General features: G+C 70.1%; 17 protein-coding genes and 1 pseudogene. 15 read left to right on the forward strand and 3 right to left on the reverse strand.

Annotated elements, in window-relative coordinates; all coding sequences use genetic code 11:
* Nucleotides 1-9: 9 nt before the first annotated feature.
* The gene (locus ACZ470_RS37090) at nt 10-399 is read left to right on the forward strand and encodes a pilus assembly protein TadG-related protein (protein ID WP_468434361.1); all 390 of its coding nucleotides are present in this window, start codon (nt 10-12) and stop codon (nt 397-399) included.
* Nucleotides 400-406: 7 nt separating this feature from the next.
* Entirely contained in the window at nt 407-3,823 is a 3,417-nt protein-coding gene (locus ACZ470_RS37095) for a LysM peptidoglycan-binding domain-containing protein (protein ID WP_468434362.1), read from the forward strand.
* 944 nt (nt 3,824-4,767) lie between these two features.
* Here the strand turns inward: ACZ470_RS37095 and ACZ470_RS37100 are convergent.
* The 3 genes and pseudogenes from ACZ470_RS37100 to ACZ470_RS37110 all read right to left on the reverse strand — a co-directional run.
* Nucleotides 4,768-5,673: pseudogene (locus ACZ470_RS37100) on the reverse strand (DUF2637 domain-containing protein); the annotation flags it as partial.
* Between the two features lie 363 nt (nt 5,674-6,036).
* The gene (locus ACZ470_RS37105; RefSeq protein ID WP_468434363.1) at nt 6,037-6,954 is read right to left on the reverse strand and encodes an SUMF1/EgtB/PvdO family nonheme iron enzyme; all 918 of its coding nucleotides are present in this window, start codon (nt 6,952-6,954) and stop codon (nt 6,037-6,039) included.
* A gap of 10 nt (nt 6,955-6,964) precedes the next feature.
* Complete coding sequence (locus ACZ470_RS37110) at nt 6,965-7,741, reverse strand: aminotransferase class IV family protein (RefSeq protein ID WP_468434364.1); 777 nt, start codon at nt 7,739-7,741, stop codon at nt 6,965-6,967.
* A 398-nt stretch (nt 7,742-8,139) separates the two neighbouring features.
* Between ACZ470_RS37110 and ACZ470_RS37115 the strand changes: the two genes are divergently transcribed.
* The 13 genes from ACZ470_RS37115 (at nt 8,140) to ACZ470_RS37175 (ending at nt 21,683) form a co-directional block, all read left to right on the forward strand.
* Nucleotides 8,140-8,559, forward strand: a complete 420-nt coding sequence (locus ACZ470_RS37115; protein ID WP_468434365.1) for an ATP-binding protein — start codon at nt 8,140-8,142, stop codon at nt 8,557-8,559.
* Entirely contained in the window at nt 8,556-8,984 is a 429-nt protein-coding gene (locus tag ACZ470_RS37120; protein ID WP_468434366.1) for a DUF6415 family natural product biosynthesis protein, read from the forward strand. Before ACZ470_RS37115 ends, ACZ470_RS37120 begins: the two co-directional genes overlap by 4 nt.
* Complete coding sequence (locus ACZ470_RS37125; protein WP_468434367.1) at nt 8,981-9,676, forward strand: hypothetical protein; 696 nt, start codon at nt 8,981-8,983, stop codon at nt 9,674-9,676. Before ACZ470_RS37120 ends, ACZ470_RS37125 begins: the two co-directional genes overlap by 4 nt.
* 247 nt (nt 9,677-9,923) lie before the next feature.
* The gene (gene fxlM / locus ACZ470_RS37130; protein ID WP_468434368.1) at nt 9,924-11,231 is read left to right on the forward strand and encodes a methyltransferase, FxLD system; all 1,308 of its coding nucleotides are present in this window, start codon (nt 9,924-9,926) and stop codon (nt 11,229-11,231) included.
* A 104-nt stretch (nt 11,232-11,335) separates the two neighbouring features.
* Nucleotides 11,336-11,824 carry a DNA-binding protein gene (locus ACZ470_RS37135; protein WP_468434369.1) on the forward strand — a complete coding sequence of 163 codons (489 nt, stop codon included), beginning with the start codon at nt 11,336-11,338 and terminating at the stop codon, nt 11,822-11,824.
* Nucleotides 11,821-12,471, forward strand: coding sequence for a hypothetical protein (locus tag ACZ470_RS37140; RefSeq protein WP_468434370.1), 651 nt, complete (start codon nt 11,821-11,823; stop codon nt 12,469-12,471). The genes ACZ470_RS37135 and ACZ470_RS37140 overlap by 4 nt, the downstream gene beginning before the upstream one ends.
* Nucleotides 12,468-13,043 carry a DUF6624 domain-containing protein gene (locus ACZ470_RS37145; protein ID WP_468434371.1) on the forward strand — a complete coding sequence of 192 codons (576 nt, stop codon included), beginning with the start codon at nt 12,468-12,470 and terminating at the stop codon, nt 13,041-13,043. The genes ACZ470_RS37140 and ACZ470_RS37145 overlap by 4 nt, the downstream gene beginning before the upstream one ends.
* A gap of 134 nt (nt 13,044-13,177) precedes the next feature.
* Nucleotides 13,178-13,816: an FxLD family lanthipeptide gene (locus tag ACZ470_RS37150; protein WP_468434372.1), complete on the forward strand. Its 639-nt coding sequence runs from the start codon at nt 13,178-13,180 to the stop codon at nt 13,814-13,816.
* Between the two features lie 106 nt (nt 13,817-13,922).
* Nucleotides 13,923-14,054, forward strand: a complete 132-nt coding sequence (locus tag ACZ470_RS37155) for an FxLD family lanthipeptide (protein ID WP_468434373.1) — start codon at nt 13,923-13,925, stop codon at nt 14,052-14,054.
* Nucleotides 14,055-14,133: 79 nt separating this feature from the next.
* The gene (locus tag ACZ470_RS37160) at nt 14,134-17,235 is read left to right on the forward strand and encodes a lantibiotic dehydratase (protein ID WP_468434374.1); all 3,102 of its coding nucleotides are present in this window, start codon (nt 14,134-14,136) and stop codon (nt 17,233-17,235) included.
* On the forward strand, nt 17,222-18,481 hold the full coding sequence (locus ACZ470_RS37165) for a lanthionine synthetase C family protein (RefSeq protein WP_468434375.1): 1,260 nt from the start codon (nt 17,222-17,224) through the stop codon (nt 18,479-18,481). Before ACZ470_RS37160 ends, ACZ470_RS37165 begins: the two co-directional genes overlap by 14 nt.
* 18 nt (nt 18,482-18,499) lie before the next feature.
* Entirely contained in the window at nt 18,500-20,590 is a 2,091-nt protein-coding gene (fxlM, locus tag ACZ470_RS37170; RefSeq protein ID WP_468434376.1) for a methyltransferase, FxLD system, read from the forward strand.
* Between the two features lies 1 nt (nt 20,591).
* A complete protein-coding gene (locus tag ACZ470_RS37175) occupies nt 20,592-21,683 on the forward strand; it encodes a hypothetical protein (protein WP_468434377.1) in 1,092 nt (363 codons plus the stop codon).
* The last annotated feature ends 92 nt before the right edge of the window (nt 21,684-21,775 follow it).

The raw sequence follows: 21,775 nt of genomic DNA on the forward strand, positions 1-21,775 counted from the left end.
CGCGGCTCCATGTCGCTGTTCCTGGCGGTATCTGCGCTCGCCATCCTCATGGTCATGGGGCTTCTTGTGGACGGCGGCGGTGCACTCAACGCAAGCAACCGGGCGACCTCCCTCGCCCAGGAAGCCGCCCGCACCGCCGGCCAGCAGCTGGACCCAGCCCAGGCGATCGAGGGCACCGCCATCACCATCGACCCCGAAGCCGCGCGCGCTGCCGCCCTGGACTACCTCGCCGCCGCGGGCGTCGAAGGGCACGTGCAGATCACCGACGGTGGGCAGACCCTGACCGTGACCGTCCGCGACACCTACGTCACGCACTTTGCATCCCTGCTCGGCGTGGGCACGATCCACGTGGACGGCACCGCAACCGCCCACCTGCAGACCCAAGCCGCTGGAGGCTGAGCCGCCCATGGCCCACCGCACCGTCAGCCCGCTGCGCGCCGTCGGCGTGCTGCTGCGTGCCCTCACCGGCCTCATCCTCCTGATCGCCCTTGTCGGTGGCGTCCCTCTCCTGCTGCTCGCCTTCGGCCACCAGCCCACGGAACTGTCCGGCGGGCTCAACCTGCTGCTTGAGCAGGACGACGGCACCTTGTGGCTGGTCGCGCTCACATGCATCGGCTGGGCCGCCTGGGCCGCGTTCACGTTCAGCGTCGTGGTCGAAGTCGTTGCCGTCGCCCGCCGCCGCTCCGCACCCCGCATCCGCGGCCTGGGCAGCATGCAGTCCCTGGCCAGCTTCCTCGTCGGCGGCATCGTCCTGCTGGCCCCCACCGCCGCCTCAGCCGCGACCACCACGCCGGCCGTCGCCGTCACCCAGACCGTGGGCGGCCCCAGCGCGTCCGCCAGCGCCACGCCTGCCAGCACGGCGACGCCCCACGCCGGCTTCCCCACCCACACCGTCGCCTCCGCCACCGAAACGCCGTGGGACCTCGCCGAGGAATACCTCGGCAACGGACAGCGGTGGCGCGACATCGCCGCTCTCAACCCGGACATCCCAGAGCTGGCCTCCGGCGACCAGTACCTGCCCACCAACGCAGTCATCAAATTGCCCCTCGACGCCCGCCCCACCGCGCCAGCCGCTGCCGAAGGAGGTGTCCGCACGCAGCTGGATGACAGCGCTTCGGCGGCCGACAAGAAGGGTGGGCACGTCGTCACTGTGCACTCGGGCGACTACCTGTCGAAGATCGCGGAGGAGGAGCTCGGGGACGGCGACGCGTGGCCGGAGCTGTTCGAGGCCAGTAAGGACAAGGCGCAGCCGCATGGCCTGCCCGCCATCACCGACCCGGACGTCATCTACGCGGGGCAGCAGGTCACGGTGCCCGGTACCCAGCCCGACCAGCCGTCCCAAGACCGTGACCAGGGCGCGGAGCCGGGCAACCAGGGGACCACTCCCCCGGCCACTCAGATGCCCGACGGCGATCAGAAGCCGGGCGAGGGCGCGGGCGAACAGGCACCCGCCCCGGACCAGACCACCCCGCCTGCACTGGATTCGTCGGTCCCCAGCACACCATCCAGTCGCCCGGCCGAGCAGCCCGGGCAGGATCAGTCCTCTCCGTCCGCAACGACCTCCGCGACGCCCAGGCCCAGCGCCTCTCCTTCAGCGCCGGCTGAACCGTCCGGATCTGTTGCCTCCTCGTCCCCCGCCACGGCGCCCGAGCCCCCGGCGACGGCTCCGGCCAGCAGTCCGCTGAACCTGCGCATCGTGCTCGGTGCCGGCGCGCTGCTGGCCGCCGCCATCACCGGCGCCCTCGCCCTGCGCAGGACGCTGCAGCGCCGCCGCCGCAAGCCTGGCGAGAAGATCGCCATCGCGCCGGAGACGTCCGCCGCAGAGGCCCAGTTGGCGGCGGCCGCCGAGCCCGGCAGCGCTGCTCGCCTTGATGTGGCGCTGCGTACCCTGGCTCACCATGTGGCCCAGCAGGAGAAGGACGTTGTCCTGCCGCCGTTGCGGGCCGCCCAGATCGGGACCCGCGCGGTTCAGGTGCTGCCCGAGGACCTAGCCCAGGAACCCATGGCCCCCTTCACTGCCGGGCAGGGCGGCTGGTGGGTCCTGCCCGCTGAGGCCGCCCTCCTGGACGAGGAGGCCGCCCGCCGGGTGCCGGCACCGTATCCGGGGCTGGTCACGATCGGCAGCACCGAAGCAGGGGATCTACTGCTGCTCAACCTCGCCGGGCTGCCCGCGCTGCTGCTGGGCGGCAGCCCGGTCCACGTCGCCGAGGTGTGCACCTCGCTCGCCTTGGAGCTCGGGATGAGTCCGTGGACGAGTGAAGTCGAGGTCGTCACCGTGGGGTTCGGCGAGGACCTGCCGCAACTGCTGCCCACCGCGCGGATCGCCCACATGCGCCAGGCCGGGCACGCGCTGCGTGATCTGAGCGAGCGGCTGCTGGAAGCGCACCAGCTGCCCGAAACCCAGCATCAGCCGTATCTGCTGCTGTGCGCGTCCGCCCTGGACGAGGACACGGCCTGGCAGTTCGCCGACGTCATCGACAAAGCCGGAGCCGTTCCCGTCACCCTGGTCGCTCCGGTCAGCACAGCGGCCGCGCACTTCCCAGAGGCGGAGATCCTCAACGCCTCCCTCAGCGAGCCGCAGACCCTCGACTACGCCGGCACCGACATCACGGTGCAGCGCCTGGAGCACGCCGCCTACCTTCAGATCAGCACCGCGTTGAAGGTGTCCGGGCAGCCGTCCCACCCGGCCGAGGGTCCCTGGCAGGACGTCCCGGACGAGCTCGCTAGCGTGGAGCAGCCCGAGCACACATCGCCGAAAGAGTCCACCGCGACCGCAACCGCCGTCTCGATCCCTTCGCCGACGGCCGCAACGGATGTGAGCGGCAAGTTCTTCCCGGCACTGCTCGCCGCCAGCACCGAGCCGTCTGGGCTCCGTCTCCTCTCCCCCGCCTCATCGTCGACCGGGCTCGAGGACGAAACCGGCCCGGGCGCCGAAGCAGCGGTGCCTTCGGCCCCGGCTTCCCTGGCTGCGGCCTCCACCGACCCGGCGGAGGTCTCGGAGGCGGGCGACCTAGGGGCCGTCGTCGAGGAGGCCGCAGTACCAGAGTCGGACGAGTGCGAGGCGCACGACCTGCATACCCCGGAGATCCGGGTCCTGGGGCCGATTGAGGTGACGGGCGTGGACAGCACCGGCCACGGCCCGAGGATGGCGCAGCTGGCTGCCTTGTTGTACTTCCGGCCCGGGCGGAGTGCGGATGTCCTGTGTGCCGACATGGATCCCGTCAGCCCGTGGGGACTGAGTACCCTCAACGCGCGAATGCAGGGCCTGCGCCGTTCCCTGGGCAGCGACCCCGCCGGCAACCCCTACGTGCCGCGCCGCAAGTCCGGCGAGGACCCCTACCGGCTCTCCCCCGGAGTGCGGTGTGACTGGAGCCGCTTCCTCCAGCTCGTCGAACGCGCGCTGCCGCTGGGCCCGGCCGGGCTGCCCTATTTGGAGCAGGCGCTCACCCTGGTCCGCGGCAAGCCATTCGGGGGCACGCCGCTGCCCTGGGCCGAGCCCTACCAGCAGGAGATGATCACGCGGATCATCGACGTGGCTCACACCGTGGCCACCTACCGAACCCCTGCGGGCCCGCACCACGATCTCAGCACGGCCCGCCAGGCCGTCGCGACCGGTCTCGACGTCGACGATACTGCTGAACTCCTGTACCGGGACTGGTGCAGGCTCGAACACGCGGCCGGGAACCGGCAGGGACTGCATACCGCCATCACACGCGTCCAACAGGTCAACCGGGAACTCGACTGCTCCCTGGAGACAGAGACCGAGGCCCTCATCCACGAACTCCTCAACAACGCTGGCAGCGGGGCGCGCAAGACCCTGTAGCCGCCATTCTCGTCCGCAGGGTGGCTGCGTCATCCGCGCTGGGCGTCGGCGTGGTGGCGGATGAGGGCCTGCCAGCGCCGCTCGAAATCATCGGCGTGCTCGGTGATGTAGGCGGTGGTGATGGGTTTGTTGTACTGGCCGGTGATTCCCTGGGCTGCACAGTGCTGCGCGACGGCGCCCGCAGAAGGTTTCTCACTGGCCGTCCGGTGTTCGGCCCAGACGTTGTAGACACGGGAGGGAAGGACGTAGCGACGCAGGTTCGCCGGGCTGACCGGTTTACCGCCGCGGCCGTGCATGCCCCGTTGGGCGAGGTGAGCGGACAGTTCCTCGGCCGTGGGCTCGACGCCGTGCTCGGCCTGGAACTCCATCCACCCGAGGTAGTAGCGGTCCGCCGTGGTCAGGACGGGGTGCTCGGCTGGTGAGACTCCCGCTCCCGGCGGCGGATCGTCAATGAGCGCATCCACCCGGGGGATGCGCTTCTCCTTGGCAGCCTGCGCCCCCGCCGAGGCCGTCTCCGGTTCCTGGGGGGCGGTGGCTTCATCCGCTTCCTGACTGTCGGAAGCGTCGGTCGGTGCTCCGGCATCCCGTCCGCTGACGGACTGGTGTTGCTGGAAGCTGTTGACGAAGTCGGCCAGGTCGTCGCCGGTGATGGGCCGGCCGCCGTCACCGGTGATGGCGTCCCGCTGGTAGACGAAGGCTGCCAAGGCGCCGGCGTCCGGGAAGGTGCCGTGCTCTTGTGCGTAGGTGAGCCAGGCGCTGTGGAAGTAGTCGTACCAGTCGATGGATGCGTCGGCCCGCTCCGGCCCGTCGGGGGCCTGTGGCTCCCCGACCGGTGCCGCGTAGCGCTGCTGGAGGACCAGGAGGAGGGGCTGTACCTGGTCCTCAGCGAGGGGGTTGCCTGCCGCTGTGGTGATGCCGTACACGTCGCGGAGCCACGACGCCCACTGCATGGGCGTCGGCTCGACCTGGTAGCGCGCGAGGAACGCCTGGTAGGCGTCGGCGAACCGCTCCGCGTCGTCCCCGCCGGCGACCGCCGCGCCGCGTGGCGGCTGGGGCGCCCCTGCCGGACTCCGTGCTGGGCGTGGCTGCGTGATCTCCGCCCGCGCCGGCTCGGCGTCTGGTACGGAGCCGGGCGGCGTGTCCTGGGGTTTGCCGGCAGGAGGGAAGATCTGTTCGACTTCCGGAGGCGCTGGCGGGAGCAGGGACGGTTCGATGCCCGCCGCCGCCAGGCCCGCCGGAGCCGTCTGCGCCAGGGGGACGCCGTAGCGGGCCAGCCGCAGCGGCATCAGCGACTCCACGGGCGCCTTGCGCCGCCAGCCGCGGCCGAAGCGGGAGCGCAGACGGGCCTGGTACACCAGCCGCTCCTGCTCCAGCTTGATCACCTGCTCGTAGGAGCGCAGCTCCCACAGCTTCATCCGCCGCCACAGCAGGAACGTCGGACCCGGCGAGAGGATCCAGCGGGTGAGCCGGACGCCCTCCATGTGCTTGTCGGCGGTGATGTCGGCGATCCGGCCGATCGCGTGCCGGGCCGCCTCCACCGAGACCACGAACAGCACCGGGATCACCCCGTGCATGCCCACACCGAGCGGATCGGGCCACGCCGCCGCGCCGTTGAGCGCGATCGTCGCCGCCGTCAGCAGCCACGCCGTCTGCCGCAGCAGCGGGAACGGGATACGGATCCAGGTCAGCAGCAGATCCAGGGCCAGCAGCACGCAGATGCCGGCGTCGATACCGATCGGGAAGACATAACTGAAGTCACCGAAACCCTTCTTCAGGGCCAGCTCACGCACCGCCGCGTACGAACCCGCGAAACCGATCCCGGCAATGATCACCGCACCGAAAACGACCACCCCGACAAGAACCCGATGCGCCCGGGTCAGCCGAGGCCCCTCACCCGTCCCCGCAGCCACGCCCCATCCCTACTGCCGAACCTCACGGAACAAGTCTCACACTGTCACGACTCACGACGCGTTGTGACCCCCGGGCTCGACTCCGAATGGGAAGAAGGTCCGGGCGCACAGTCTGCGGGCCGGCGCCAACACCGACATGATCGCCGCCAGTGTGCCCCTGCGGGAACGCAACCGGCGCAGCCGGTGGTCGCCGGAGTCGAACACGGCAGACACCGTCTATGACCGGCCGGTGATCGCCCCACAGGACGACCCGCTGTCCAAGGTGGCCCTCGGCGGCACGTCCTGGCGGGGAGCTGAGCGGGGTCACTCAGCCGGGGTGCTGACGCATCGGAAGCCGGTGTCGTTGTCGCGCATCGTGGCGTTAGCGTCGTTCGTCAGTGAAGGGGCAGCGCGTGTGAAGGGACTCGTGAACGCGCTGCCCTTCAACTCGTGGCGACCGGGCTCTGACTCAGTGGCGCACCACTCCCAGGTGTTCCCGCACATGTCGAACACGCCGAACGGGCTCACCCCGGACTGGTAGCGGGTGACAGGGGTGGTACGCCCTATCCCGGAGTCGAGAACGTTGCACTTGGCTGCTGTTGGTGCGTCGCCCCACGGGTATGAGCGGCCCTTGGAGCCGCGGGCCGCCTTCTCCCACTGCTTGCTCGTCGGCAGTGCCTTACCGGCCCACGCCGCGTAGGCAGCCGCGTCATGCCAGGTCACCCAGACCACGGGGTGGTCGAAAATGCTGTCCGGGCACTTCCCCTCTGGCCAGTGCTGCGGGGCTCTGCGCCCTGTGGCTCGGACGAACCGCGCATAGTCCGCGTTCGTGGTCGGGTAGACGTCGATAAGGTAGGCGTCTGTCCAGGTCGGCGTGTTGTTCGGGCCTGCGAGGAAAATGCCTTCCTCCACGGGCACCATGAGCTTCCCGTCGATAGGGCTCATGGTGTACTGAGCTTCGCGGCGCAGCAGTTGCTCAGCGCGAGCATCGTGCTCGGCTGCGGCCTGCTCGGTAACCAGCGTCGCGAACCGCTCCTGGACTGCCGGGCCGGCAGTAGCGAGCATGGTGTCCAGCGCGGCCTGGTTCGCGGCCCGGGGGGTGATGTCCGCCCCAAGGGTTTCCCACTTGACTAGCATGCGATGGCTGACGCCGACCTCGGCGGCGAAGTCGCGGCCGGTTTTCCTCAGCGCGGCGCGGAAGGCTAAGACCTCCCGCCCCGTCCACCGTACGACCCCCGTCATCACGCGCCGCCTACAGCCGCTCGCCCGGGATGGCGAGGTAGCTGTCCCGGAGCTGGGTGAGCAAGGGGTGTTCCATGGCCATCGGCACGTCATCGATGCTGGACAGCACACGCACACCGATCGTCGTATTCGTGGCAAAGGCGGCATGCATGCCCTGCGCTTCGGCAAGGGTGACCGGAGCCGTGAGGTGGTGCCCGGACTGCTGTAGGAGCGCCATCGTGACTCCAGGCAGGACGTCGGCCTTCGGCCATACGATGCCGTCTTCGCCAATGAAGCCGACGTTCCAAGTGCCGCCCTCCGACACCCGGTCATCCGGGCCGACAAACAGCGCGTCGTCGGCACCGTCGAGAAGCGCGGCACGTCGTGCGTGCAGGGCGCCGAAGAGACCAGCGTGCTTGACGGTCGGCACGTCTCGTTCGTAGCGGACCGACTTCACGCGCAGCGGCGGCATCGGCAGGTCGGCGGCTGGCCGGACGGTCACGAGAACGTGGGGGGTGTTCGCCTTGTCGGGGCGTCCCATCTCCACGGCCGGATCAAAGATGGTGACTCGTACGACGAACGAGCCGGTCAGGTCACCAGCAGCCCGACGGACATAGCCGAGGACTCTGTCAGGGTCCAACTCCGCACCCATCACGGCCCGGCAATCCCTGACCAGGCGCTCCATGTGCAGGCCAAGACCGCGCACGCGCTGGCTGTCCACACGCATCGAAGTGAAGTGGCCGTAGTTGGTCAGCGCCAGAGTCAGCAGGGCATCAGGGGTAACGGGTCGTCCGTTCAGTTCCGCCATGTTCATCAGGATGGCAGCAGAACCCGTAAATGCCGAGAGCAGGACGCTGGTTGACGGGAGCTAAGTTCGCCAAAAGTTCCTTCCCTTGCCCTCACCTGACGGTGTTCTCTGGTCACCTCACAAACACTCACTGTGACCGATGGCGACTGTGAAACGAGCCTGCCTACCCGGCTTGAAGCCCAGTGAGTGCCCTGACAGAGCACAAAGACGTGGACCAGGGAGACCCCTCCATGCCACCCAGCGAAGCCGGATTAGCCAGCCTGTTCGAGGCTTCCTCGGGGCGCGCCCATCGAACCGCCTTAGATGCCGATGACTTCTCCCCGCCGCCCACCGCGGCGGCGGACCGCACGCCCCGCGAACGCAAGCGCCCCAGACTCACGCCACGGCCCGATGACCGGGTGAGCGTCTGCTTCGAAGTCTGTCCGCCCCAGACCGAGGACGGTATCCCCCAGCGGGACGCACGCCGCGTGCGGATGGCCCGGCGGGTGACCGCGGCCCGGCTGCGCTTCTGCGGCCTGGAGTCGCTGGTCGACGACGCCACGCTGATCGTCTCCGAGCTGGTCACCAACGCCATCCAACACGGTGCCGGCGCACAGGTCACCTTCACCATGACGGTCCGCGGCGGCTTCCTGCGCCTGGCCGTGCACGACGGGACACCCGGCCGGCCGGTCGTCCGCCACGCCGATGACGATGCCGAGCGGGGCCGCGGCCTCTTCCTCGTCGACTGCCTCGCCGCCGACCACGGCGGAACCTGGGGCACCAGCGACGACGGAACCACCACCTGGTGCATCCTCGCAGTCCCCGGCGGCCAGCCGTGACCGCCTCCGGCGCCGTCCAGCGCTTCACCCGCCCCGTGCCACCGTGGACGCCGCCCTTATCCAGCAGCGAACTCGCCACCGTCCTGGACAGGCTCCGCGGCTGGACCGCGTTCGACGGCGGCGCCCTCCTGGACGATGTCGCCGCGGCTCTGGACGACGTGCTCCCTGTCGAAGAGGACGTCGAGGAGATCGCCCTACGCCTCCGCGGGCACCTCATGCGGCTGGTCACTATCGCCCTCGCCGCCGAGGAAGACCAACGGGACGCCGACGCGGCCCGGCTCATCGAACGGGCCCGCACCATCCGCGCCGAGGACGTCCCCGGCGACCGCTGGAAGGCCGTAGGCCACCTGCGACGGATGGGCTGGACCGCCAACGAACTCCACGACCGGCTCGTCGCCACCCGCTGCCTGAAGGAGGCGGCATGACCTCCGCCCGTACCGTCCTGCCCCGTACGAGAGAGAACACTGTGCACACCGAGCCGTCGCTGATCCCGTTCATCACCCAGCGGGAAGGCGAAGAAGCCGCCCCGGACAACCTCCTGATCGCCAGTCTCGGGCGCGGGCGGTACCAGCTCCGCTACGCGGATGAGGACCGCCGGGACCGTGACCTGCGCCATGTGCTCTGGGCCCGCTGCTCCTTCAACCCCACCGACGAGCAGCAGATGCCCACAGGCAAGCCGCTGTGGAATTTCATGCACCCCTACCGGCAGATGGTGACGATGCAGGCCATGCGCTGTCAGGTCTGCACCAGGCCTGCCCGTACGCCCCTGGGCTACGCGTTCTTCGCCCGGCCCGCCGACGACCACGAGCAGGTCCCGGTCCTCACGAACCAGCCGCCGGTGTGCGCCAGGCACATCCGCGCCGTCACACGGCTCTGCCCCCGCATCGACGGCCGGATCTTCCTGACACAGAGCGCGCCCCTGTACGGCGTTGAGGGCGTCGTCTACGGCATCCGCGGCCCTGGCGTGCAGGTCATCGGCATGCCCAAGGAACCTCTTCCGTTCGGGCACCCGAACCTGTCCACGCTTCTCGCCTCGCAGCTGGTGCGCCGCCTCAGCTCATTCCGCCTCGTCGATGCCGACGAACTGACGGCCGAACTGACCGAGGCAGCCCCATAGACCCTGTCCGGCGGCCCGGATGTCCCCCGGCCGGGCCACCGGACAGGCCAACACCCTCCCACCCGACGCCCCGGGTCCCAGGCCCCGGGCAGCTCACCACCGGCGCCGAGCCCCCGCACGCCGTCCGGCACGAAACCGCCAACCCCCGGCAGTCCTGCAAGAACGGCGAGCGTCCGCCGATAGCCCCCGCCCCCGGCACACAGTGCCGGGCTGCTTCCCCTGAACACGTACAACCGAAGGAAAGCCTATGACGAACACGACCGTTGAGCCCGACGAGGCGACCCGTCTGCGGAACAAGGTGGTGGACGAACTGTGCGCGGACGGCAACATCTCCTTCCCCGAGATCGAAGCCGTGATGCGCAAGGTGCCCCGGCACGAGTTCACTCCCGCCGACACGCCGCTGGACAAGGCATACGACACGTACGCCGCCGTGATCACCAAGACGGACGAGCACGGTGTGCAGCTCAGCTCCGTCTCCGCGCCGCAGATCCAGGCCATGATGCTGGAGCAGGCCCAGGTGAAGCCCGGGATGCGGGTCCTGGAGATCGGCTCGGGCGGGCTGAACGCGGCCTACCTCGCCGAACTCGTCGGCGCGGACGGTGAAGTCGTCACCGTGGACATCGACCCCGTCGTCACCGACCGCGCGCGCCGGCTCCTGAACGAGCACGGATACGGCCGGGTGCACGTCGTCACCGCCGACGCCGCCGAGCCCATCCCGGACCTCGGCGAGGTCGACATCGTGATGGTGACCGCCGGGGCCTGGGACATCTCCCCGGCCTGGACCGCGCAGCTCAAGCAGGGCGGCCGGCTCGTCGTCCCGCTGCGGATGCGCGGCCTGACCCGGTCGGTCTCCTTCACCCAGGTCAAGGGCGAGCACGGCTGCTACCTGGAGAGCGAGTCGGCGAAGATCTGCGGCTTCGTCCCGATGCAGGGCTCGACCGCCCACCGGGAAGAAATCCTCCTCGTCAACGGCACCCCGGAAATCGGCCTCAAGTTCGATGACGGCCTGCCGGCCGACCCGCACCGGCTCGACAACGCCGTCACGTTCCCGCGCCACGAGCTGTGGACCGGGGTCACCGTCCGCCTCCAGGAACTCATCGACACCCTCCAGATGGCCATGGCGATCGGCCTGCCCGGCTTCAGCACGATGGCCGTCGACGAGAACTCGGACACGGGCCTGGTCGACCCCGTGAACAAGCGGTTCGCCCTCGCGGCCGTCGAGGACGACACCTTCGCCTACCTCGTCACCCGCCGCACCGAGGACAACAAGCACCTCGAGTACGGCGTGCACGCCCTCGGCCCGCACGCGGAGCAGTTCGCCGACAAGATCGCCGGCGTGCTCCGCGGCTGGGAGGCCAACCGGCGCGGCGGCCCCAGCCCGGTCATCCGGGTCTATCCGGCCGGCACCCCCGATGAGCAGATCCCGGCTGACCGGGTCATCGACAAGGTGCACAGCCGGATCTCGCTCTCCTGTGGTCCGAACGCCTTGCCGCCCAAGCCGCCTGGGCACGCCCCGACCCCACAGCCGCATGAGCCCCCGCGCGGCACCCCGTGAATCCCTGCCGCCGCGCACGGGCCCGTGCCGCCGGCCCTCGTCCCCCGCGGGAGCCGGCGGCACCCCTCCCCAGTGACCATCCACTCAGCCGAGGAAGAGACACCGTGACCACGCCCGTGACGACGGCCCACGCGCCGATCACACCCCTGACGCCGACCCTGCAGCGCGTCGCCCAGCACCTCGCGAACGGCCTCGCGGCCCGAGAGATCGGCACGCAGACCGGACTGGCGCCCGTGACCGTCCGCCAGTACCTCCGCGACATCCGCGAGAGCCTGCACTGCCCGCCCCGCTGCAAGCCCCCGGTGGTCGTGCACCGCCTGTTCGCCGTCCAGCAGGTGACCTCGCCTACGGCGGACAGGCCGGCGCCACAGCTCAGCCCGGAGCAACTGCTGCTGCTCCGAGCGGTCGCCGAGCACAGCGACGCCCGGGACATCGCCGTCGCCGCCAAGCTCGCCCCCGCCGACCAGCACGCCGCACTCGACCAGCTCCTCGCCGACACAGGCGCGCGGGACACCACCCACCTGGTGATCCTGGCCCACGCCTGGAAGCTGCTGCCGACCGACGCGGCGGCGCGCAGCGGAGCGAGCCAGTGAGCAGGCCCTCCACTCCCCTGGCCCGCGAGGAGCGGCTGGCTGCGGCATCGTTCGCGTCGGAGTCTCTGGGCGCCGTATACGAGGTGCGCACGTTACGTACGGACGCCGAGCGTGAGGAAGCCGCGGCTCTCGTTCAGGACCGGCAGCGCTGGCTCACCCTGCGCGGTCTCCCCGTGCCCGCTCAAGCCGACGTGCCGGCCCTGTTCCGCGACCCGCAGACGCAGTCGACCGGTCTGGTCGAGGACGGAATGCTGCTCGCCTGCATGATCCCCGAGCGCGACCCGGGCCTCAGCTGGGGCGAGGGCCCCTGCCTCTTCCTGGGCCGCGTCCACACCCTGCCCCACCAGCCCGACGACATCACCCGGCTGATCACCCTGTGGGCCTCCGACTTCGCCGCCCGGCTCGACCTCCCGCTCGTACGCGCCGAAATCCTGGCCCGCCACGCACTCCAAGCCGAGCCCATCGCCGCCCTGCTGCGTCGGCTCACCGACATGGGCTGGGATGTGCGAGGTTCCGGCCCAGGACGAGAAGGTGACCGCGTCGCCCGCCTCGAACTCACCGCCGAGCACCGCCCCGGGCTCAGCGCACTGATCAGCTGCCAGGCCCACGCTCCTCATCTGGCCGCGGACGATCGGAGCAACGCGTGACAACCGACGAAACGCTGCGGCCCGACCTCGCCCGCGAGCTGCTCGCCCGCGCTGCGGAATCGGCCGCACACCGGGCCAAGCGCGTGCGTGTCCAGCTCGACGCCGTCCAACTCGGCCAAGGCCGGCACACCGACCACGCCAACACCAACGTGCTGCGCCGCATCCTGGCCGAGTACGACTGGCCCGGCCACCGCCTCGTAGGACCCGACGCGGCCCGCGCTGCCTGGAGCATCGCCCTGCACAGCGACCACGACCCCGCCTTCCAGCGCGCCGCCACCACCCTGCTGGGACGTGCAGTCCAGGCCGGCGACGCCCTGATCCAGCACTGGGCGCACCTGCACGACCGTGCCCTCATCACCAGCAGGCGCGACCAGGAGTACGGCACACAGTTCCTGCTGCGCGCCGATGGCATCGAGCTGTGTCCGCTGCGCGCGCCGGAGTCCGTCGACAGGCGGAGGGCCACGGTCGGTTTGCAGCCAATCGCTGTCGCGCTGGAGTCGGTTCGGCGCCGGTACATGTCCGACGGCCCTGCCGATGAAGCCCCGAGCGTCGTCCTCGCAGGGGCCGCATGAAGGAGCTGAACCCCGTGGTCTCCACCAGTCGGCCTTCCGGCCGCAAGTCCGCTCTCTGCGAAAGGGCCGTTGCCAGATGAAGCTCACCACCGCCGTCCTCGCTGCCGGGTGCTGCCGTCTCCCTCACCACCGCCGTGGTCGGAGCCGCCCGGCTCAGGCAGGACGCGCGGCCCCAGGCTGAGCGTAACAAGGCGGTTCTCGCCCGCAACCAGCTCGACTGGCTGGCGCAGATGTCCACCAACCCCGAACTCGCCAAGCTCTGGACGCCCGAGGGCACGGAGGTTGAGGAATACATGCCGCTGCTGAAGGCCAACCAGCTCATCTGCATGCTCAGCCTGCGCGACCGTCTCGGCTTCCTCCGAACCGGACATCTGCCGTGGTACGCCCGCGAAGCTGATGGAGAGCGACGTCTGCCGACCCTATCGGGCTCCTGTCCGTCCCCAACTCCTCTGCCAGACAGCAGCTTCCGTGTCTGGAGAGGTGGTCGAGGAGGGCTCGACCTGCGCAGCCACAGAGCTGCCGTCCACCGGGCCAAACCGGCCGCACAGCAACACCCCGAATCGAACAGCTCCCCACCGATCAGGAGGATTCCCGTGACTCCCAGAGTGATCGACCAGCGCACGAGGACCGCCTTGGTCTCTGGCGCGCAGGACCCGTTCGACCTCGATATCAACGTCATCGAGTCGGGCGGCATGGTCGGGGCGAGTGTCGCCTCCGACGGCGGCTGCGGCTCGACGTGCGGCGGCAACGCCTGTATCTCCAGCGGCTCCTGACCGCACCAGACCACCGGCACGGCGCCCATGTCGTGCCGGCGCCGCCGACGCGGCATGTTCCCCGCGGCTCAATCGGAGCCGCGCACGATTAGGGAGGAATCAGCACATGGAGAACGACGACTTCGACCTCGACATCAGCGTCCTGGAGTCCGGCGACGGAGAGGCCACGCTGATCAACCTCACCGACGACGGCTGCGGCAGCACCTGCTCCAGCCCGTGCGCCACCAACGTGGCCTGACCCCGGCACCGATATGCCAGCCCGCGCGGCTTCCGCCGCGCGGGCTGGCACCCCGACGCGCCACAACCAGGGAGGGTGCATGGATTCCAGGAAGGACGGTCCGCTGTACCGGTGTGCGGACGTTGCGCTGGTGCGCGCCGCTCGATACTCGAGGCTGCCGCTTCCCGCGTGGCCGGACCTCACCGACGACACCCCGGGCCGTACGGTGCGGTGGCAGGCGTGGCTGCGCGACGTCTGGTCGTTGTCCGAGGCCGCCGACTCCATCGAGCAGGCCAGCCCTCTGCTCGCTCAGCAGGTTGAGCTCCTGTGTTCGGCGGCCAGTCCCGAGACTCGTCAGCTCCGCCGTGTAGTGGTGTCGGTCATGCGGTACGTGCTGCGTATGACGGGCCGAGCAACCCCGAATGGTCTGTTCGCCGGCATCGCGCCCGCCTCGTTCGGGGAACGTCCGGGATGGTCCTGGGGTGAGTGGCACCGTGCTGTCGTACGTGCCGATGGCGACTGGATCGCGGATCTGATCGCCCGTCTGGAAGCAGATCCTGAACTCCTACGGCACCTGTATGTGATGGCCAACAACACCGTCTTCGTACGGGGTGATCGGCTGATCGTGCCCTACCCGCCCCGCTCACGCTGTACCGACGGCAGCCCGGCGGCCGAAGTGTCCCTTCGGCACACCGGCGCCGTACGTATCGCCGTTGACGCTGCCGCTTCGCCCGTCCCCGTCCATGCGGTGGTCGAACTGCTGAGAACCGAGTTCCCCGACGTTCCCGCTGACCGGGCGGAAGGGCTCGTCAGCAGCCTGGTCGAACGCGGCGTGCTCATCACTAGCCTGCACGCGCCTTCCGCCACCCTCGATGCCCTGGACCACCTGGTCGAGCAGGCCGAAGCCGCCGGCGCGCTGTCAGCTGCGGACCTCGTGGCCGACCTGCGGGCAGTCCGCGACGCCATCGCCCAGCACAACCAGGTCTTGGCTCCGGCGGACGGCCGGCGCCTGCGTACTGCCTTACGTCAGAAGATGACCGCCTTGAGCAGCGTCAAGGCCCAGCCGCTCACGCTGGACCTGCGCATGGACTGCTCCCTCACTCTGCCACCAGAGGTGGCCCGCGAGGCCGAGAAGGCCGCCACGGTGCTGGCCAGGCTGACTGCGTATCCCTTCGGCACTCCGGCGTGGAAGGACTTCCACAACCGGTTCTTCGAGCGGTACGGCATCAACTCGCTCGTCCCGGTCCAGGACCTAGTGGACCCGGACGTCGGCCTCGGCTTCCCGGCCGGATACCGCGACGCGGAACCTGAACAGCGCGAGGCCCTGACCAACCGCGAACAGCGGCTGCTTTCCCTCGCCCAGGCCGCCGTCCTCGACGACCGCGACGAAATCAGCCTGGACGAGGACCTGATCCGCACCCTGACAGTCGGAGACCGCAACGCCCCGCAGGTACCGGCCCACACGGAGCTGCGCTTCCAAATCCGCGCCACATCACAAGAGGCCCTAGAAAAGGGAGACTTCGTCCTTCACGGCATCGCCCCCTCCCGCGGGATCGGCACCACGATCGGCCGGAGCCTGGGCTTGCTCACACCAGAAGATCAGGCCCGCGCCGCCGCCATGCTGGAGGAGCTACCGGTCAACGAGCCCGGCTCGGTGCCCACGCAGGTTTCCTTCGCTCCACTCGACCGGGGCGACACCAACGTCACCCGCGTCGCCGAACTCCTGCCGGCCGTCATTAGCCTGGCGGAGCACCGTCCGGTGGACGAGCGCACCATCACGCTCGACGACCTCGCCGTGGGCTGCGACCGCCGCAGGCTCTACCTCGTCTCCCTCTCCCGTGCGTGCCTGCTGGACCCCATGACCCTGCACGCTCTGGACCTACGCGGCCACACGCCGCCGCTCGCACGCTTCCTCACCGAGATCAACCGCTCCCAGACCGCCGTCCTGACCGGCTTCCCCTGGGCGTCCGCCACAGCTCTGCCGTACCTGCCGCGCGTGCGATACGGGCGCGCGATCCTCTCTCCGGCGAGGTGGCGACTGGACCGGTCGGAACTGCCCGACCGCCGCGTCCCCTGGGAGGAGTGGCACAAGGCGGCCGACGAGTGGCGCACGCGCCGCCGAGTTCCGGACGAAGTCGCGCTGGCCGAAGGCGACCAGCTCCTGCCGCTGGACCTCTCCGAATGCGCGCACCTCGCGCTGCTGCGCGCCCACCTGGACACCCACGAATCGGCCGCCCTGACGGAAGCGGAATCCGACGGGGGCTGGTTCGACGGACGGGCACACGAGATCATCACCCCGATGACGGCCGTCCGCCCGCCGCAGTGGCCGGCCGTCCCGCCCGTGACCGCCGACCAGCTTGTCACCCGCGACCACGGTCACCTTCCAGGCACCGCCTCCTGGCTGCTGGTCAAGCTGTACGGGCACGTCGAACGGCAGCCCGAGATCCTGGCCGACCACCTTCCGGCGCTGCTCGGCCAGTGGGACACGCCGCCGACCTGGTGGTACATGCGCTACCGCGACCCCCGCTGGCACCTACGGCTGCGCATCGCAGTTCCCGGCGAGCAGGACTTCGCGGTCACCGCGCAGCGTGTGAGTGCCTGGGCGAGCGGACTGCGCCGTGCCGGGCTCCTCACCGATATGCAGTTCGCGACCTCTTACCCGGAGACCGGCCGGTGGGGTTCCGGGCCGCTGATGAGTCTGGCCGAGGACGTCTTCGCCGCCGACTCCCGAGCCCTGGCCGTCCAGTTCGCTCAGAGCACCCGCCCGCACCGACAGGTCCTCGCTGCCGCGAACTTCGTGTCTCTCGCCGCCGCCTTCACCGGCAGTACCGCGGCCGGCATGGCCTGGCTGATCGCCCACGGCCGGATCACCGACCCGCGCCCTATGGACCGGACCGTGCGCGGTCAAACGGTGCGCCTGGCCGATCCGACCGACGGCTGGGCGGCGCTGTGCGCGGCTCCCGGCGGGGCCGCCATCGCCGGCGCCTGGAGCGAGCGTGACGAGGCCCTGGCTTGCTACCGGCAGAAGCTGGACGCGTCCGGTGGTGGCATCGACCCGGACCTTGTTTTGGACTCGCTGCTGCACGCCCACCACATCCGCGCCGTCGGCATCGACAAGGACGACGAGCGGATGTGCGTACGGCTGGCCCACGCCGCCGCAATGGCCTGGACGCACCGAGGAGATCACCATGAACCTGCGTGAAAGCGCGCGGGCCGCCGCCGACACGATCGCCGAGCGGCTCGCCTCGCCGCAGGACGTACGAGGGCTGCATCACCGCCAGGGCTGGTGGCCGCAGTCGCTCGCGCACGGCGCGGCCGGTGTCGCGCTGCTGCACATCGAGCGGGCCCGCACCGGCCAGGGCCCGTGGCAGCGCGCCCACGACTGGCTCGCCTGCGCCGCAGCCGAACCCGCCGTCGGCGGACCGGACAGCCACCTCTACTACGGTGCGCCCGCGCTCGCCTTCGCCCTGCACGCCGCCGCCGACCGCCCCGGACGCTACGCCCACGCCCTGGACACCCTCGACCGGTACGTCACGATGGCGATCCGGGACCGGCTCGCGGACGCCCATGCGCGCATGGACCGCGGCGACATGCCCGCGCTGGCGGAGTTCGACGCGATCCGCGGCCTGAGCGGGATGGGCGGGCTCCTGCTGCACCGCGACGTCCACACCGACGTCCTGCGCGAGATCCTGACGTATCTGGTCCGGCTGACCGAGCCGGTCAAGCACGACGGGGAACTCCTGCCCGGCTGGTGGAGCCACCTCGCCCCCTCCGGCACAATCTCCCCGGAGTATCCGGAAGGGCACGCCAACAACGGCGTCGCCCACGGCATCGGCGGCCCCCTCGCCGTGCTCTCCCTCGCGGCCCGCCGCGGCGTCACCGTCGACGGCCACCTCGACGCGATCACCCGCATCCTGACCTGGCTCGACCACTGGCAGCAGGACGGCCCCGCCGGACCGTGGTGGCCTTACTGGATCACCCGCAAGCAGCTACGCTCCGGCACGACCGGCCCCGGACCCTCCCGGCCGTCCTGGTGCTACGGCACCGCCGGATTCGCCCGAGTCCAGCAGCTCGCCGCCCAGGCTCTCAAGGATCCGGCTCGCCAACACGCCGCCGAATTCGCCCTCCTGCGCGCCATGACCGACCCCGGCCAACTCGGCGCGACCGTGGATGTCTGCCTGTGCCACGGCTTCGCGGGCCTGGCGCACATCACGCAACTCGCTGCCGCAGACGCCCTCACCCCCGGCCTCACCGCATGCCTGCCCCGGCTCTTGGCCCCGATCACCGACACCGCACCCGGCCCCCTGGCGGACTCCCTGATCAACCCTCCTAGCGGCGGCGACATCGGGCTTCTCGAAGGTGCCGCAGGCACCGCACTCGCCCTGAACGCCTTCCACACCGGAACGCCGTCCGCGTCCGGGTGGGACACCTGCTTCCTGACCAACTAGACGAAGAGAAGAGGGAACATGGCAGCGGACGAATGGCCGCAACACCTCATCCGGTTCACCGACTGGAGCCGCGCGGAGGCCACCGCCGTGGAGCATCTGCTCCCAGTGCTGATCGCCCAGGAGTCGGAACTGGCCCAGTGGTCGTTCCTGCGGAAGTACCCCTGGTGGCGGTTGCGGTACCGCGCCGCCGGCCCGGACTCCGCGAAGGCCCTGGACGCTGCCCTGGACGAGCTGGTCGACGCTGGCGTCCTCGCCTCCTGGACGCGGGGCATCTACGAACCGGAAGAGACGGCCTTCGGCGGACCGGCCGCCATGAAGATCGCGCACACCCTGTTCCACTACGACAGCCGTCACCTACTGGACGAGGCGGCCCGCCACCAGGCAGTCACTGGTCCCCAGCTCGGCCGCCGCGAGCTGGCGGTCCTCCTGCTCAGCGTGGCGATGCGCGCGGCGGGCCTCGACTGGTACGAGCAGGGCGACGTCTGGGCGAAGATCACGGCCGAACGCCCCGGCGACGAGGTCCGTAGTCCGCAACGGCACCGGGCCGCTGTCCACCGGTTGATAACCGTCGACGTCAGCACCACCAGCCGCAGCGTCACCCAGGGCCGACTCGCGCCGCTGGCCGAGTGGATAGCCACCTTCGAGTGGTTCGGCCAGCAGCTCGCAGACCTCAACCGCCAGGGCCGCCTGGAACGAGGGCTGCGGGCTGTGATCGCCCACCACGGCATCTTCCACTTCAACCGCCTGGGCCTCCCCGCCCAGGACCAGCACACCTTGTCAACACTCGCAAAAGAGGTAGTCATGGGAACGAGCGACAACACCGCGTCCACCCAAACTGAGGGGACGGCGAGCACTACGGTCAACGGGGTGAACAGCGACACCATCGAAGCCCCTCCCGCCGACCGCCTGCGCAACCAGTTGATCGACCAGCTGGTCGAGACGGGGTGCGTGCGCACGCCCCGTGTGGAGGAGGCCATGCGGACCGTGCCCCGCCACCTCTTCGTCCCGAACGCCCCTCTGGAAAAGGCGTACGGGAACGCCCCCGTGGACACGAAATTCGACGAGTCCGGCGCTTCCATCAGCTGCGCCTCCCAGCCCGACATCGTCGCCATGATGCTGGAACAGCTCGACGTCCAGCCCGGCCAGAAGATCCTGGAGCTGGGGGCCGGCACCGGCTTCAACGCCGGACTCCTCGGCTACCTCGTCGGCGAGACAGGGCACGTCACCACCATCGACGTGGACGAAGACATCGTGGAAGGCGCACGCCGCGGACTGGCCGCCGCCGACATCCACAACGTGGAAGTGATCCTCAGAGACGGAGCAGTCGGCCACGCCCCCAACGCGCCGTACGACCGCATCGAAGCCACCGTCGGCGCCCACGGCGTCCCGCATGCCTGGCTCGAACAGCTCGCCCCAGGCGGACGGCTCCTCACCCCGCTGCGCCTGCGCGGCAGCGTCTCCCGCTCGATCGCCTTCGAGAACCAGGACGGAGCCTGGCGCAGCGTCGGCAGCCAGATGAACACGTTCATGCCGCTGCGCCGGGGCATCGCCGACGACCCGCGCGTCTTCGTTCCCCTGGACCCCGACCACACCATCACCCTCGTCACCAACGGAGACCAGAAGGTCGACGTGGACGCCCTGAGCGACATCTTCCGCCAGCCGCGCGCCGAGGTGTGGACGGACGTCACCTTCCGAGGGCCGGAATCGGCGGAGTACCTGGAGCTGTGGCTCGCCTGCGCCATGCCGAACGGCCTGAGCCGGATGCCCGCCAAGGCCGAGGCCATCGAGAAGGGTCTGGTCACCGCGCCCTACCCGTCATCGACCGCAGTCTTCGAGGGCGGCACGCTCACCTACCTCACCCGGCGCCCGTACGCGAAGAAGGCCCCCGACGGCGCCACCCTGTACGAGTTCGGCGTCATCGGCCACGGCCCCGACGCCGAAGCCCTCGCCGGAAACGTCGCGGACCAGATCCGCACCTGGGACCAGGACTTCCGGGCGCTCGACGTCGCCTTCGAGATCCAGCCGCTCGACGCGGCCCCGCTCGCGCCGAAGCCCGGCCGCTTCGCCTTCGACAACCCGCTGAACCGCATCGTCATCGAATGGCAGTGACATGGACGTCAGCCAGGTAGCGAAGCGGTTCCCGCTCGTTGCCCGTCCACGTCCAGCGTGCCCGCCCCTCGCTGAACGGGTCCGCGAGATCACCGACCTCGCAGCCGCCGCCGAGCGCGACGGCAACGTGACCTCCGCAACCGTCGCTCTCAACAAGGCGGCGCTGATCGCAAGCGACTGCGGCATGCCGGACCTGGCGCGCGCTCTGTGCTGGCGTCACGCCGAGGCCGTCCTGCGTGCCCAGCCCCTGGGCGCGCAGGAAGCCCAGCACGCCCTGGAACCCCTGGTCAACCTGGCCCGGTTGCGCATCCGCGACGGCGACGGGCACGGCGCTTACCACCTGCTCGACTCCCTGAACCGAGCGGTGCGATCGAAGTCAGAGACGGTCATCGACGACCGCACCACGTCCTTCCAGCACCTCACAACGTCGCCAGCCGACCATCAACACGTGTGCCAATGGCTGTGGACCGTCCTCCTCGGCGACGGAACCCGCGCCCTCGTCGCAGCAGGTGAATGGGACCGCGCACGGGCACACAGCAAGCAGCACCGGGGCATAGGCCAGCGCCTCTTCGACGGGCGTCAAGTGGAAGTACTCGGCCGCTGCCTCGGCGAGCAACCCAGCGATGCGCTGAAGTTCCTGCACAAAGGCACCCTCGTGGAGCCATGGGAGCACTCCGTCGCGGCAGCCCTCACCGTCCTCTGCCACAGGGCAGCCGACGAGCAACCGGTCGAGCCGATCGACACGATGGTGCAGCGCTATTTGGCCCTCGACTCGGCCCCCGAACTTGCCGTCTTCCGCTCCCGTGTGGGACTGGTCCTACTCGACCTCACCACCCACGCCCGGCAGGCCGAAACCTTGCGCCGCCTCACCTGCGAAGCAACGACGCAGGCAGACGGGTACATCGCACGAGACGTCCTGGCCCACCCTGTGTGCCGCGAAGGGCTGAGCCAGGACGAGCGGAGAACACTCTCCACCACCGTCGCCTCCGCCGGCCTCGGACAGGGCAACATTCCCGAACCCCTGGCGCAGGCCCTGCAGGACGCTTCAGCAGTCGCAGCGGATGCCTGGGAAATCCACGCTGACCGCCATTGAGATCGTTTCATCCTGAAGTTGCAGGTCGCGGTACTGGTGTGAGTCCGTGACGGGGTACTCGTGCTGGCCGGAGTCGTGATCGTCAGCGGGAG

It is taken from the genome of Streptomyces sp. NPDC031111 (genome assembly GCF_055570675.1).

Coding starts and splice junctions, on each gene's coding strand:
- fxlM (WP_468434376.1), top strand. CDS start 18,500: ATGGCAGCGGACGAATGGCCGCAACACCTCATCCGGTTCACCGACTGG.
- ACZ470_RS37105 (WP_468434363.1), bottom strand. CDS start 6,954: ATGACGGGGGTCGTACGGTGGACGGGGCGGGAGGTCTTAGCCTTCCGC.
- ACZ470_RS37125 (WP_468434367.1), top strand. CDS start 8,981: ATGACCTCCGCCCGTACCGTCCTGCCCCGTACGAGAGAGAACACTGTG.
- ACZ470_RS37165 (WP_468434375.1), top strand. CDS start 17,222: ATGAACCTGCGTGAAAGCGCGCGGGCCGCCGCCGACACGATCGCCGAG.
- ACZ470_RS37160 (WP_468434374.1), top strand. CDS start 14,134: ATGGATTCCAGGAAGGACGGTCCGCTGTACCGGTGTGCGGACGTTGCG.
- ACZ470_RS37095 (WP_468434362.1), top strand. CDS start 407: ATGGCCCACCGCACCGTCAGCCCGCTGCGCGCCGTCGGCGTGCTGCTG.
- ACZ470_RS37155 (WP_468434373.1), top strand. CDS start 13,923: ATGGAGAACGACGACTTCGACCTCGACATCAGCGTCCTGGAGTCCGGC.
- ACZ470_RS37175 (WP_468434377.1), top strand. CDS start 20,592: ATGGACGTCAGCCAGGTAGCGAAGCGGTTCCCGCTCGTTGCCCGTCCA.
- ACZ470_RS37110 (WP_468434364.1), bottom strand. CDS start 7,741: ATGGCGGAACTGAACGGACGACCCGTTACCCCTGATGCCCTGCTGACT.
- fxlM (WP_468434368.1), top strand. CDS start 9,924: ATGACGAACACGACCGTTGAGCCCGACGAGGCGACCCGTCTGCGGAAC.
- ACZ470_RS37090 (WP_468434361.1), top strand. CDS start 10: ATGTCGCTGTTCCTGGCGGTATCTGCGCTCGCCATCCTCATGGTCATG.